Below are 14,360 nucleotides of genomic sequence, written 5' to 3'. Positions count from 1 at the left end.
TCAGGCTTCCCTGAACTCGGTGCGCGCCAGTCCGTTGTCGAGATTGATCGTCGTGCGCAGGCGCATGCGCTCGGGCGTCGGCGTCATGATCAGCACGGCGTCGATCTCGATCTTCAGGCCGGTCTTGTCGCCGAGGTTGACCGTGACTTTCGTCGCGCTCTCCTTCAGCCGCGGCTCGAATGCGGCGAGCACGGCGCGGATCTCGCGTGCCAGAACATCGCGATCGAAGTCGCGCGACGACCGGCCGGAGAAGGACGGCACGCCATAATTGACAACGCTGCGGCGCACCTCCGGAAAGTCGGCCAGCGATGTCGGACTGTCGGTCATCTGCTCGGCCTCGAGATCGGATAGCAGCGGCGCGGATTCGAAACGCTCGGTGTTGAACAGCGCCTCGATGTCGCGCCGCACGGCCTCGCGCAGCACATCGGGCGACACCACGATGCCTCGGCTTTCAAGCTCGCCACGGTGCCGGTTCTGAAACGCCAGCCGGTGCAGCCGGCGCTTCTGATCGGGGTTCAATGCGTCATCGGCGTCGATGCGCCTCGGTCCGTCTGCCAGCAGCTCGTCCAGGCGCTCTGCGCCAAGCTCCTCCTGCAGAGCCTGCCTGAGCCCGTCTATCTCCGAGCTCAGGCCCGGCAGGTCGTTGACGAGGCGGTCCCACAGCGAAGGCTGTACCGCCTCGCGCTTGGCCCGTGAACCGCCCGCCTGTACCTTGTCGGCGGCAGGGCGCTTTGCTCGCCCGTCACTTGCCGACATAGACATCCATTTCGGCTTCGTCATTGTCGTCATAGACGAACTTGATCTTCTTGTAGGCGAAGGAGACTTCCTCCTGGATCAGGTCGGCTTCATCATCGGCCTGCGACATGTCGTATTCCATGATCGAGGCGTCGGTCAGGGTAACGACCAGATAGTCCTTGCTCTCGCCGTCGATGGTCCGCCGCGCGGAGAATTTGACCTCGTCCAGCGCCTTGTTTTCGAACAGGGCCTTGGCCAGATAGGGTGAGGCCTTGTCATAGTGCTTGGTGAACTTGATCATGCCCATCGACACGCGGCCTCGGCGCGAGAGGGAATTGGGGTCGTAGGGCGCGACCATCTTGTAATCGACGCCATGGATTTCGATCTCGTCGTCATGGCCGTCGCGTGTGCTAGGCCCCTTGATATCCGGAACTTTCAGAAAACCGTCGATCTTCATTGTGGGCATTTTCGTTCTCCACCGCTTTCAAACAAAGGTTTGGTTGCTGCAATCAGGTCTTCACGGACGGCAATTCCGACACCAGCCTGAGTGAGGCGTTGATGCCCTCCAGCTGGTAGTGCGGGCGCAGATAAAAGCGGGCGTTGTAGTAGCCCGGCCGGCCCTCCACGCTGTCGACCTGCACCTCGGCGGCGGCAAGCGGACGCTTGGCGCGCGCCTTGTCGTCGGCGAAGGCCGGGTTGGCCAGCACGTACCGGTTGATCCATTCGGTCAACCAGATCTGCATGTCGGTGCGTTCCTTGAACGATCCGACCTTGTCGCGCGCAATCGCCTTGAGGTAGTGCGCAAAGCGCGAGACCGGGAACAGATAGGGCAGGTTGGCGGAGAGCCGCTCATTGGACTGGGCGTCGGGGTCGACCAGGCGGCCCGCCCGCGTCTCGTCATCTTGCAGCGAATGGGCGCCGATAAAGGCCGCGAGATCGGTGTTCTTGCGATGCAGGATCGGCATCAGCCCGAGCTTGGCCAGTTCCGCCTCGCGCCGGTCGTCGATGGCGACTTCCGTCGGGCATTTCATCGCGATCGAGCCGTCATCGGTCGGGAAGGAGTGCACCGGCAGGTTAAGCACAGTGCCGCCATTTTCGACGCCGCGGATCTGGGTGCCCCAGCCATAGAGCTTGTGGCTGCGGTTGATGTTGACGCCCATCGGGAAGGCAGCGTTCATCCAGACATATTTGTTGTGATCGCCCTGCACTTCCTCCTCGAAGGAGAAGCCCTTGACCGGGACTGTCTCCGAGCCGTAGGGCAGCCGCGCCAGCACGCGCGGCATGGTCAGCCCGATATAGCGCGCATCCTCGCTCTCGCGCAGCGATTGCCACGAGGCGTAGGCCGGGTTGGAGACGATCTGCTGCAGGTCCTGCGGGTTGGGCAGTTCCTGCCAGCTGTCCATGCGGAACAGCCGTGGCGAGGCGGCGGCGATGAACGGCGTGTGCGCCGAGGCGCAGATGCCGGAGATGTTGCGCAACAGGCCGACGTCGCGCGGGTGGTTGGAGAACTCGTAGGCGCCGATGACGCAGCCGATCGGTTCGCCGCCGAGCATCGAATACTCGTCGGTGTAGACCTTCTTGAAGATCGGGCTCTGGTCCCACATCTGGCCTTCATAGTCTTCGAGCGTATCGGCCAGCTGCTCCTTGGAAATGTTCATCACCCGGATCTTCAGCTTCTGATCCGTCTCGGTGTTGTTGATGAGGTACCAGAGGCCGCGCCAGGTGCCTTCCATCTGCCGCACTTCCGGCGCGTGCAGGATTTCGTTGACCTGGGTCGTCAGCATCTTGTCGATGCCGGCGATCAACGACTTGATCGACTTGATCGAGTTGGACGAAATCGTCGTCGTCTCGGAGCGCGACTGCGCCGCCAGAGCCAGGTTGCGAACCAGCTGCTGCAGCTTCTCGCTGTCGTCCTTCTTGACCTTGAAGTCCTTCTCCAAGAGCTGGCTGAATTCGCCGAGATCGACGGCCTCGGCCTCGGCGACGGATGCTGCGGTCTTTTGCTGTTCGGCCATGATCTATTCCTCACCCTTGTCGTCGGACAGCGCCTGGGCGGCGATCTGGCCAAGCAGCGGCTGATTGTTCAGCAATTGGGCGATGCGCTTTTCGGCATCGACGCGGCCGTCCATGAAGCCGAGCAGCTCCTCGAGCTGGCGCCGCATCTTGAGGATTTCGGCCAGTTGCGGGACCTGTTCGGCGATCTTGTCGGGGGCGAAATCGCCCATCTTGGTGAAGGTCAGGTCGAGCGCCAGTTCTTCGTCGCGCTCCTGTCCCTCGGCCTGCGGCAGCGTGTTCTTCACCCGCGCCTTGACCCTGGGTCCCAGCGCTTCCATGAATTTGGGGAAGCGGTTGGCATCGGTCTCGACAAAGGAACGGTCGAGCACCGTCTTGGACGCTTCCCTGGTCTGCGATGCGCCCGACAGGTCGGCCATCACGCCCATGACGAACGGCAGTTCGATCGTCGTCGGGCTGCCGTAGGTTTCGACATCGTAGGCGATCTGCACGCGCGGGGCGCGATTTCGCTCGATGACCTTCGCTTTGCTTTCGGCTGGCATGTGTTGCTACCTTTCATCCTTCTGGGCAGTCTTCTTGGCGTCGGGAACGCCGGCGAGCAGCCGGAATTCCTTGAGCCCCGACGGGGCGAGGTCTTCCATCAGTTCAACGAAATCCATGTGCACCATCCTGCGCACCCGGCGGGCGAGATGCGGGATCGGGCTCGACGGCTCGGTGCGGTCGTAGAACGCGACCACAAGGTCTAGGCACTTCACCACATCGTCGCGCGAGGAAATCCTGTCCGGGAGCCCCGCACCGGTCTCAGCGTAGCTTGCCATCGTCTCGGCTCCATGACCGTTTCTGACCGGCGCGGCCGGGCTTGCCGCGGCAGCAGCCGGGCTGGCGGCTCCCTTCGTCGCTGCCTCTTCCGTGGTCTCGACCGCCGTGTTGCGTTCCAGCGTCGTCAGCACGCGCTGCAAAAATCGTTTCAGGTCCGGGACGGCAGCCCCGTTGCTGTCAAGACGGGCATTCAGGGCCGTATCGACCGCGTCGAGCGCCTCGATCGCTGCGTGCGCCCCGGCGATGAGCGCTGTCATCTGTTCACCGGCCTGGTCCTGATGGGCGGCACAACCGCTGCCCACCCGGTTCAGGAGCTGTCCGTGCGCGCTGACCAGCGCTGCCTTCTCCGTGGCATTCAATCCCGACGCCGCTTCCTGAAGCATGACGCGATCGTCGAGCGCACCCTGTTCGAGATCGCGTCCGCTGATCGGCCCGATGGGACGAGGAGCGAAGAAGACCATCTGCCTGAGGTTCGCCAGCAGGCCTTCCTGGCCGTTCTGCAGGTCGGCCAGCGCGTTGAGGCGGCGCAAGGCGGCCTCGCGTGGTTGGGGGCTGGCCCGCAGCGCCGGATGCATCGTCTCCCAATGCGTCTCGAAGGTCCTTGAAATCAGGGTCAGGCCCTGTGCCAGTCCGGCCAGCCCCTCTTCATTGGCCAGCGCCCGTGCGACAATGACAAGCAAGCGCAGGTCGCGGCCATGCGAACGCAACTCCTCGGCCTTGCCGAGCACGGCAGGCCAGTCGACCGGAATGGTCGATTGCGCGGCTGGCTTGTTGCGCCCGTCATGGACGACCTTGACCTGCGGCTCCGTGAGCCGCTCCAGCTCATGAAAAGCCGGATCGTTGCGCAAGTCTTCGCCTGACGGATTTTCACCGTCCAGCGGAGCAAGCCAGAGTGCGAGATCGATCACAGATACCCCCGGCGACCGGCTCTAAAACCGTACGTGACCCAACGTTAGCACACGGTTGCATATTCCCACAATTCGCCATCCGCTCAAAAGTTAACGAGCGCTAATGAATGTCGGTGCAACTGCGTCTCGGATGGCGCAATTCATGGCGCGCCTGCCCGACCTCGTATGTGAAGCGCATCGCATAGGATTATAAAAAATCGTGGTTGTCTGCATTTGGCGGCGCGGGACTCTCCACAAAGAGAAAGGCCGGCTGCATCAAGCGCTTTGTCAAGCGGCTGCTTATGTGGCAGGCTGTCGACGGGCAGATTGCAGGAGCACGTTCGATGGAACAGCGCCGGTCGTCGCAGGGGTTCAAACGCAAGGAACTGGTTGGCAAGCTCAATCCGGTCTGCCTGCGCGCCTTCAAGGCCGCCGCCGACAGCGCCAAGCTGCGCGGCAATCCTTACGTCGAACTCGTCCATTTCATAGAACAACTGGTGCTGTCCGAGCGTTCGGATGTGCAGATGATCATTGCCGATGCCGGCGTCGATGCCAGCCGGCTTACCAGCGAAATGACCCGCGCCGTCGACAAGCTGCCCTACGGCGCCACCTCGATCGAGGAATTTTCCGACCACATCTTCCACGCCATCCAGGAAGCCTGGAATCTGGCGACGCTGGAATTCGGCATGGAGGAGGTCCGCAGCGCCCATATCGTGCTCGCCTGCCTGAAGACGCCGGTGCTGGAAGGCTTGGTGGCGAAGATCAGCGGCGAATTCGACAAGATCGACGCCGACGGGGTCATCGCCCGCTTTGCCGAGGTGGTGGACGGTTCGCTCGAAGCCCGCGCCACGGCAGCAGTGGCTCCCACCGCGGAGGCGCCGCGGCGAGCTCCGGGCGGGGATTCCGCGCTGGCCAAATACGCCACAGACCTCACCCAGCGCGCCCATGACGGCAAGATCGACCCGGTCGTCGGCCGAGACCCGGAGATCCGGCAGATCATCGATATCCTGATGCGGCGCCGGCAGAACAACCCGATCCTGACCGGCGAGGCCGGTGTCGGCAAGACCGCGGTGGTCGAGGGGTTTGCCCTGCGCATCGCCCAGGGCGACGTGCCGCCGCCCCTGCAAGGCATCAGCGTGCGCATGCTCGACGTCGGCCTGATGCAGGCCGGCGCCAGCGTCAAGGGCGAGTTCGAGAAGCGCCTGAAGGCGGTGATCGACGAAGTTCAGTCATCCGAAACGCCGGTCATCCTGTTCATCGACGAGGCGCACACGCTGATCGGCGCCGGCGGTGCAGCGGGAACCGGCGATGCCGCCAATCTCTTGAAGCCGGCGCTGGCACGTGGCGAACTGCGCACCATCGCCGCAACCACCTGGGCCGAATACAAGCAGCACATCGAAAAGGACCCGGCGCTGACCCGCCGTTTCCAGGTGGTCAAGATCGACGAGCCGTCGGAAGCGGTGGCCGTGCTCATGCTGCGCGGTGTAGCCGGCGTGCTCGAACAGCATCACGAGGTGCAGATCCTGGACGAGGCGATCGAGGCGGCGGTCGGCCTGTCGCATCGCTACATCCCGGCGCGGCAATTGCCCGACAAGGCGGTCAGCCTGCTCGACACGGCTTGCGCCAGGGTCGCGATCTCGCAGCATGCGACGCCGGCCGAGGTCGAGGACATTTTGCGGCGCCGCCAGGCGCTCGAGGTCGAAAGCGGCATCATCGGCCGCGAGGCAGCGATCGGCATCGAAGTAACTGACCGGCAGGCGCGGGTCGAGGCCGGGCTCACTGAGACCGGGACCATGCTCGCCGCCGCCGAGGAGCGCTGGGAGCGCGAAAAGGCGCTGGTTGCCGAGATCCTCGAACTGCGCGCGCGGCTGCGCGGCGACGGCGTCCCGCTAGATGCGGTGGCGGCAGCTGAGGCCGATGCCGAACCAGCAGCGCCGGACGAAGAAAAGACCAAGGTCCCCAAGGCTGAACCGCCCAAGGCCGAAACGTCCGAGCCTGAAAAGCCGAAGGCCAAAGCGTCCGAGACCGAAGCGCCGGCTGCCGAAGCTGCGCCGTCAGATCCTGTCGCCGATCTGGCGCGGCTGCGTGAACTCATGGCCGAGCTTGCCACGGCGCAAGGCGAGACGCCGCTGATCCTGCCGTCGGTCGACCGCAATGCGGTAGCTGCCGTGGTCCAGGACTGGACCGGCATCCCGACGGGACGGATGCTGTCCAGCCAGACCGAAAAGGCGCTCAAGCTCGCCGACACTTTGTCCGAACGAGTCGTCGGCCAGGATCACGCCATGGAGATGATCGCCAAGCGCGTGCAAACCAGCCGCGCCGGGCTCGGAGCGCCGGAAAAGCCCGTCGGCGTGTTCCTGCTCTGCGGCCCCTCCGGCGTCGGCAAGACCGAGACGGCCCTGGCCTTGGCCGAGACGCTCTATGGCGGCGAACAGAACCTGATCTCGATCAACATGTCCGAGTTCCAGGAAGCCCACACCGTCTCGACGCTCAAGGGCGCGCCTCCCGGCTATGTCGGCTACGGCAAAGGCGGCATTCTCACCGAGGCCGTGCGCCGAAAACCCTATTCGGTGATCCTGCTCGACGAGGTCGAGAAGGCCCATCCCGACGTCCACGAGATCTTTTTCCAGGTCTTCGACAAGGGCATGATGGATGACAGCGAGGGAAGGCGCATCGACTTCAAGAACACGCTGATCCTGCTGACGTCCAATGTCGGCTCCGAAGTCATCATGGAGCGGACCGGCAACGGCACGGTGAGGGCAGGGCTCGACGGCCTCGATGCTGCACTGCGCGCTCCACTGCTGAAGGTGTTTCCAGCGGCCTTCCTCGGCCGCGTCGTGACCATCCCTTACTATCCACTCTCGGATTCGATGATCGAGGCCATCACCCGCCATCAGTTCGGCAAGATCGCGCGGCGGCTGCGCGCCAGCCACGACGCCGAACTGGTGATCGGCGACGGCGTCATGGCGCTGGTCAAGGCGCGCTGCACCGAAATCGAGTCTGGTGGCCGCATGATCGACGCCATCCTCACCAACACGCTGTTGCCGGAACTCAGCCGCGGCGTGCTGAACCGGTCGCTCGACGGCGAGAAGATGACCAAGGTGACCGTCAGCGCTTCCACTGACGGGTTTGCCTATTCGTTCGAATAGTCAGGCCTGACTGCTCGGCTCCGTCTCGGCGCGGATCAGCTTTATGTCGGCGCCGGCTGCCCAGGCGCCGATATCCTCGCGCCGCAACGCCGCCGCCATCATGTCGGGAAACAGGTCCGGCGTGCAGGCGAAGACCGGTATGCCAAGTGCCGCGACCGAAGCCGACATCGCCTGATCATAGCCCGGCCGGCCCTGATCGGTCAGCGCCAACAGCACGATGACATTGACGCCGGACCGGACCAGCGCCGCAAGCCGCCGCAGCAAGTCCTGGCCGTTGCCGCCCTCATAGAGGTCGGTGATCAGCACGAAGTGGGATTTGGTCGGCCGCTCGATGCGGTCGGCGCAATAGGCGACCGCCTGGTTGATGTCGGTGCCGCCGCCGAGCTGCACGCCAAACAGCACCTCGACCGGGTCGCTGAGCTCTTCGGTCAGGTCGACGATGGCCGTGTCGAAACAGACCAGCTTGGTGCGCACGACCGGCAGCGACGCCATCACCGCGGCGAAAATCGAGGCGTAGATCACCGAGCTCGCCATCGAGCCGGACTGGTCGACGCACAGCACCACTTCGTCGAGATCGACCAGCCGGCGTTGCTTGCGCATGAAGCCGACCAGTTTTTCCGGCACGACGGTTTTGTGCTCAGGCTGGTAGTGGCGAAGATTGGCCGAGATGGTGCGCGGCCAGTCGATGTCGCGTTGGCGCGGCCGGTTGGTGCGTCGCGACTTGTCGAGCGCGCCACGGATCGCCTCGGCGGTCTTCTGCTCCAGCCGCTGCATCAGCTTGGCAACGATGTCGGCGATAATGGTGCGGGCGATGTCCTTGGTCTTGGCCGGCATCACCGAACGCAGCGAGATCAGGTCGGCGACGAGGTTGACGTCGGCCTCGATCGCCTTGAGGAATTCCGGCTCCATCAGCATCTGCTTCAGGTTCAGCCGCTCAAAGGCATCCTTCTGGACGATCTGGACCACCTGGGCGGGAAAGAAGGAGCGGATATCGCCCATCCATTGCGCCACGCGTGGCGCCGAGCGGCCGAGCCCGCCGCGCCGCTTGCGCGGGTCGGCATCCGCATTGGCGCCGTCGCCGTAAAGCGCATCGAGCGCCGAAGACAGTTTTTTGTCATCACTGGAAAGGGCGGAGGAAGCCTCGTCATCGGCGCCGATCGCCAGCCGCCAGCGGCGCTCGCGCCCGCTATCGGAGGATGCTGGGCCGGGTTCGGGCACTTCGGCTTCGTCATCCATTGTCACACTCCGCCCGCCAGCAATGGCCCAAGCCGCTCCAGGTGACGGCGCCAGCCCTCGCCGCCATCCGGCGCCGGCGTCAGGCCGGCCGGCAACCTTGCGGTGCGGCCGAGCACGGCCTCGATCAACCGCCGCCGCTCCATCGAGTCCAGATTGGAGAAGACGCGGCGCAGCAATGGCAGATGCGCGATGAAAGCGTCCTCGTCGAGCGATTTCAGCCACCCATCGACGGCGCCGCGCAGGCCCTCGTCGTAGATCAGCCGCTGGCCGGCAGTGCTGAAGAAACCTTCGAAGAACCCCGCTGCCTGGGCGACCGGCGTCCCCGGCGACAGCCTGCGTCCGAGCAGCCCGGCGGCGTCCTCTGCCGACAGTTGGCCGGCTTCATAGAGCAGATGCGCGGCGCAGCCGGCGAGCAGCGCCGTCGAGCCCGGACCTTCCAGCACGCCGGTCAGGCCGTTGCGCCATGCATCGAGCACGCCTTCGCCGGGCTCGACCAGCCGGATCGCCGTGTCGGCCTTGCGCACAGCACCGACCAGCGTGGTGGCGGCCTGCTCGTCCAGGTCGCGCACCGCATAGGGCAGCGCGATCGCGCCTTCGACGATCAACCGTTCCAACAAACCGGACAGCCGGTTGGTTTCGGTCTTGCGCGCCTCGCCGTAACGGATGATGTCGGCAAGCGGCGGCACCGAGGCCAGCATCTCCAGGCATTCGCTGCTGTGCGCTGCGCGCGCCTCCAACGCTACAAGGCCGGCGCTCGCGGCCTCCGACAGATCCGCGGTAATGGCGCTCTGGACAAGGGCGGCAAGCGTGTCGAGGCTCGCGGCCGCACCGAGCATCTGGATCAGGCGGCCATTGGCGGCCTTTTCGATAGTCGGGCCGTAGATCAGGTTCTCGACCAGGCGCACGGCATATTCCGGCTCCCAGGCCAGCGTCCATTTTTCGCGAAAGGTGCCGCGGCTGCGGCCGGCGTCGGCCAGCCTGCCCCATTGCACGCCAAGCACGTTCAGCCGGTGCAGCAATGTCGAACGAAACAGTCCGCTTTCGCTGCGCAGATCGACCGACAGCTCGCGTTCCAGCGCCTCCGGCTTCAGCCGCGCCGCCTTCTGGTTGCGCTGCAGGTCCTCGATCAGCGGCGCCAGCGGCGTGTCGGGCGGAATCTCGCCGACATCCGCGCCCAAAAGCAGCTCGGCCTCGACCAGCGCCCACAGCACCGCTTCGCCGTTGAACAGCGCCGCGATCGCGGCATCGCGCAATTCCTCGAAGCCGGGCTTCGGCCGCTCGCGAATGGCAGCCAGTGTGCGCGCAAGCCGCTCGGCCTCGATCAGCGACGCGGTCGACACCAGATGGCCCTTCGCCCGCAGCACCGCCGCGATCGTCGCCAGCCACAGCGTCGCGGCGTCGCGCCGCCCTCGTGTGAGCCACAGATGTTTGCACCAGCCGGGCGCGACGACGCCAGCGCCATAACCATAGCCCAGCGCAAGACGCGGCCCGGTCCATGGCGCCCATGTCATGATGCTTTTGCGCCGGGCAATTCCCTTGATCAGCGCCTGGTCGTTCTTCTGCGTGTGCGCGGCCTGCAGGGCCGGCACATGCCATGCGCCGCAGACGACGGCGATCGGTCCGGCGAATTCCTTGCGCGCGGCGGCGATTTCCAATCGCATATGCGCTTCACGCTTGGCCTCGAACGGCGCGATCGCACCTTCGCCGTCGCGCAGCGTCGTCATCGCATCGGTGATGGCAGCGAAGATTGGACCCGGCTGCGGATTCTGCTCGATAATGTCGGCCCACCAGCTTTCGCCATCTTCATAGCCGGCGGCCGCAGCCAGCGTGCCGATCGGGTCGCGATGCGATGCGGGCTCGCCATCCTCACCGGTTTCGTCCTTGGGTTCGGGCTTGTCGGCGTCAGCCGTTTTGTCGGTGTCGTCGGTTGCCGGTGCCGCGAACCGTGCCGATGACGGCAGGTCGATGAACCGCAATGCCGCCTTGTTCTCCACCGCCCACACCGCCGCCTGGTATTCCGGCGAGAACTCGGCGAACGGCCAGAAACTTGTCGCGGCCGGGTCGTCCTCGGGGTAGCAGAGCAGCGCCACCGGCGGCTGCATCTGCGGGCGCGCCAGCAATGGCAGCAGGGCGGACGCGTCGCTCGGCCCTTCGATCAGCACCGCGACCGGCTGCAAGTCCCGCAGCGCCTGCACCAGGCTGTCGGCGGAGCCCGGCCCGTGATGACGGATGCCGAAATAGGCGACGTCGCTCATGACCTCAGATCGCTGCGTTCAGTGCCGCGTAATAGCCGGCATAGTCCGGCCGCTTCTTGAGCACCGTTTCGAGATATTCCTCCAGCACCACCTTGTCCTGCACCGGGTCCTTGACGATCGCTCCGACAAGGCTGGCGGCGAGGCCTTCGGCGCCGAGTTTGCCGCTGTCGAACCACGCCGCCTGGCTGAGGCCGCCGACCATGGTGGCGATCGCCTCGGCGGTCGACAATGAACCCGAAGGCGTCTTCAGCGTCACCTTGCCGTCAGCGGTTGCGCCCGAGCGCAGCTCGCGGAAAATGGTCAGCACGCGCGCAATCTCCTCGCCGACATTTTTCGGCACCGGCAGGTCGAGCCCGCCGGCCATCTCGTCGACCCGCTTGGAGACGATCGCCACCTCTTCCGCCATGTCCTCGGGCAGCGGCAGCACCACCACATTGAAGCGGCGTTTCAGCGCCGAGGACAGCTCGTTGACGCCCTTGTCGCGGTTGTTTGCGGTGGCGATGATGTTGAAGCCGCGCTGGGCATAGAGCGACGTGTTGAGTTCCGGGATCGGCATCATCTTTTCCGACAGCACGGTGATCAGCGTATCCTGTACATCGGAGCCCATGCGCGTCAACTCTTCCAGGCGGCATAGCTTGCCGCTCTCCATGGCGCGGTAGAGCGGCGTCGGCACCAGCGCCTCCTGGCTCGGCCCTTTGGCCAAAAGCTGCGCATAGTTCCAGCCGTAGCGGATCTGGTTCTCGTCGGTGCCGGCCGTGCACTGCACGATCAGCGTCGAGTTGCCCATGATGGCGGCGGCGAGATGTTCCGACACCCAGGACTTGGCGGTGCCGGGAACGCCGAGCAACAGCAGCGCGCGGTCGGTGGCGAGTGTCGCCACCGCGGTTTCCATCAGCCGGCGGCGGCCAACATATTTCGGCGATATCACGGTGCCGTCGCTTGCCTTGCCGCCGAGCAGATAGGTCAGCACGGCCTTCGGCGACAGGCTCCATCCGGCCGGCTTCTGGCGTTCGTCATTGCGCGCCAGCGCCTGCAGTTCAGCGGCATAGGCCTGCTCGACAGGGAGGCGGATGGCTGCGTTCATGGTGCTGTTCTCCGGATTGTCATGTGTTGGTTCCCGTCAGGGCCGCGTTGAGGCGCAGGAAAGCGAGCGAGGCTGCCGCCGGCGGCATGCCAGCCGCAACGACATGCTCGATCAATTTTTCCGCTGTCGCCGCAGTGGCCAGAAAGCCCATCGTTTCCAGCAGGTCGTCGGCGGTTCGCTTCATAGCGTCATCATCGCCGGCGACAGCCGAACGCAATGCCGCCAAGCCCTGGCCGTTCGTCAGGTCGGGCCATTCCAGCCAGTTGGCTTCGAAGCCCTCGGCAAGGGTGAGCGCGCCAATATACTGCGGCGTATCTTTCAGGATCAGTCTGACCAGGACACGCTTCCTGCGGCTATCCAGGCGCGGTGTCAGGTGCAGCACGAATAGTGCCGGCTTGCCTCCCCCGGCGACTAGTGTGTCGGCCATCTGCGTTACGGCAGCGTCGCTGCCCGACGCTGCGACCATTCGTGAGATCTGGATGTCCGCATTTTTGTCGGCACCGAATTGCCAGGCTGCAATGAAATCGGGTTCGCTGACCCCAAATCGGGAAGCGAGGTCGACCAGGTTGCAGGTCTCGAACAATTCGGCGCGGCGCTTTTCCTGCGCCGGCGATTTGAGCTTTGCCGGCGTGTAGGTGGTGCGGCGGCGGATGAAGCCGGATTTGCCTTCTGTGATGAAGGCGGCGAGTTCGGCAACGGGGTCGTCGGCTCCGTCGTTGCCCGGCCGGCCATGCTCGCCCAGCCTTGCCAGCAGCCGGCCCGCCAGCTCCCGCACCTTGCCGGAGCGGTCGGTGGCCAGGCTTTTCAGGAATGGCGCGTCCGTGGGCGTCAGGTTGAAATGCATGAGTTCGATGAGCGCCAGCCGGACTTCAGCCGGCTCGCCCGTCGCCTTGGCTTCCATCAGGCTGCGGGCCGTGGCCGGATCGCGACGGCGCATCTCGGCCAACGCGATACGGCGCGCGGCGGGGTAAAAGTCATCCCAGTTCTGCGCCGTCAGCTGCTCCTGCGGGGCAATCTTCAGCCCCTCGACGCTGGCCTGCCAGTCGATCCACGGCGCATAGATGTCAGGGCTGTTCTGGTCTGATGCCGACGGCATCCAGTCCATCGGATGCAGCACGTAGCCGCGGCTGGCGACGAGCGTCGCGACACGCGACTTGCGCTGCGCATCGGCGGCGTTCTTCAGGGCCGCCCGCAACAGCGGCCGCAACCGCTCCGGCAGCAGCGGCAGGCCAAGCCTCGGCAGCGGCGGGCGCCGCTTCAGCGTCTTCGGCGCCGACCGCCGCAGGCCGACATCGAGCGCCTGCGCCGCGATCGCCAGCAGACGTCGCTCCCGTTCGTCTGGGCTTGCGCTATCCGCGATCTCCTTCCATGCGGTTGGCGCCAGATCGAACGCGGTTCCGCCGGTGATCCAGCAGTCGCGCATCGTCGCCAGGCCGGTTAGTTCGAGCTCGTTCATGACAGATCGAGCCTCCCGAAGCCGCTTTGCGCGGCCAGCAGATCGAGCCGCGCGCCGTTCCAAAGCGCTGCCGTGGCCGCGAGGTCGAGGCCAAGCACGGTCTGATCGACGGTCCCGCTAACAGGCAGGGCGATCCCTTGCGGGTCGTGCGCCGCTTGCCACCAGGCGGTGCCGCGCTCATCGAGCAGGATCGCGCCGGCAGGCAGCATCAGCGGGCTATCGGTCGACCAGGGCGCTGCGTCCTGGTGCGCCGCATGCGCCGCGAGCGGGTCCTTGACAGCGTCGAGGCCGAAATCCGGCCAGGCGCCCGACACGACGTCGCCCTTGCGCTCCGCCACCAAGGCCCGCAGTGGCTGGCGCGACGGGTAGAATACCAGGCGGGCGTGGAACCGGTCACCGGGCGTGAACGCCGCCGAGCGGCGGCCGGCCGAAGCCGGAAAGAAATCGAGCAGCAGCCCAAACTGCGGCGTCGGGCTTTTCAGATCGAGCAGCCAGGTCGAATGGCTGACGAGACCGTCGCGGCGGGTCTCGATCTTCTCGCCGACGACCTCCCAATGGCTGTCGACCTGCTTCGCGTCGGGACTGGACAGAACCTGGTCGCGGGTTTCGGACGCCGACACCAGTCGCTTCAGCTCGGGATCGTCGGGCGCCGAGCGCCAGGCTTTGGCCAGCAGCACCAGCTTGCCGAGTTCGCGGATCGCCGCGTCCGGCCGTTCCTCGCTGCGC

General features: G+C 65.4%; 10 protein-coding genes and 1 pseudogene. 1 reads left to right on the top strand and 10 read right to left on the bottom strand.

Annotated elements, in window-relative coordinates; all coding sequences use genetic code 11:
- The 5 genes from tssE to tssA are packed head-to-tail and all read right to left on the bottom strand — an operon-like array spanning position 1 to position 4,475.
- Positions 1–756, bottom strand: a complete 756-nt coding sequence (gene tssE / locus NKI61_RS08555) for a type VI secretion system baseplate subunit TssE (protein WP_023687033.1) — start codon at positions 754–756, stop codon at positions 1–3.
- The gene (locus NKI61_RS08550; RefSeq protein WP_023673716.1) at positions 743–1,192 is read right to left on the bottom strand and encodes an Hcp family type VI secretion system effector; all 450 of its coding nucleotides are present in this window, start codon (positions 1,190–1,192) and stop codon (positions 743–745) included. The genes tssE and NKI61_RS08550 overlap by 14 nt, the downstream gene beginning before the upstream one ends.
- 52 nt (positions 1,193–1,244) lie before the next feature.
- Positions 1,245–2,750 carry a type VI secretion system contractile sheath large subunit gene (gene tssC, locus NKI61_RS08545; protein WP_023682611.1) on the bottom strand — a complete coding sequence of 502 codons (1,506 nt, stop codon included), beginning with the start codon at positions 2,748–2,750 and terminating at the stop codon, positions 1,245–1,247.
- Between the two features lie 3 nt (positions 2,751–2,753).
- Entirely contained in the window at positions 2,754–3,290 is a 537-nt protein-coding gene (gene tssB, locus NKI61_RS08540; RefSeq protein WP_023673718.1) for a type VI secretion system contractile sheath small subunit, read from the bottom strand.
- Between the two features lie 6 nt (positions 3,291–3,296).
- Positions 3,297–4,475 carry a type VI secretion system protein TssA gene (gene tssA / locus NKI61_RS08535; protein ID WP_023708140.1) on the bottom strand — a complete coding sequence of 393 codons (1,179 nt, stop codon included), beginning with the start codon at positions 4,473–4,475 and terminating at the stop codon, positions 3,297–3,299.
- A gap of 323 nt (positions 4,476–4,798) precedes the next feature.
- Between tssA and tssH the strand changes: the two genes are divergently transcribed.
- Entirely contained in the window at positions 4,799–7,603 is a 2,805-nt protein-coding gene (gene tssH / locus NKI61_RS08530; RefSeq protein ID WP_352839172.1) for a type VI secretion system ATPase TssH, read from the top strand.
- Here tssH and NKI61_RS08525 read toward each other — a convergent pair whose 3' ends face one another.
- The 5 genes and pseudogenes from NKI61_RS08525 to NKI61_RS08505 form a co-directional block, all read right to left on the bottom strand.
- Positions 7,604–8,839, bottom strand: coding sequence for a VWA domain-containing protein (locus tag NKI61_RS08525; protein WP_023704819.1), 1,236 nt, complete (start codon positions 8,837–8,839; stop codon positions 7,604–7,606).
- 2 nt (positions 8,840–8,841) lie between these two features.
- A complete protein-coding gene (locus NKI61_RS08520) occupies positions 8,842–11,094 on the bottom strand; it encodes a DUF5682 family protein (RefSeq protein ID WP_023708142.1) in 2,253 nt (750 codons plus the stop codon).
- A gap of 4 nt (positions 11,095–11,098) precedes the next feature.
- The gene (locus tag NKI61_RS08515) at positions 11,099–12,178 is read right to left on the bottom strand and encodes an ATP-binding protein (protein WP_023701533.1); all 1,080 of its coding nucleotides are present in this window, start codon (positions 12,176–12,178) and stop codon (positions 11,099–11,101) included.
- Between the two features lie 19 nt (positions 12,179–12,197).
- Complete coding sequence (locus tag NKI61_RS08510; protein ID WP_352839171.1) at positions 12,198–13,634, bottom strand: DUF5691 domain-containing protein; 1,437 nt, start codon at positions 13,632–13,634, stop codon at positions 12,198–12,200.
- Positions 13,631–14,360: pseudogene (locus NKI61_RS08505) on the bottom strand (SWIM zinc finger family protein); the annotation flags it as partial. The gene NKI61_RS08510 and the pseudogene NKI61_RS08505, both read right to left, overlap by 4 nt.

This window comes from Mesorhizobium sp. M0514 (assembly GCF_040321145.1).
GTDB lineage: Bacteria > Pseudomonadota > Alphaproteobacteria > Rhizobiales > Rhizobiaceae > Mesorhizobium.
Note: the sequence above shows the minus strand (reverse complement) of the source record. Positions and strands in the feature narration are given on the sequence as shown.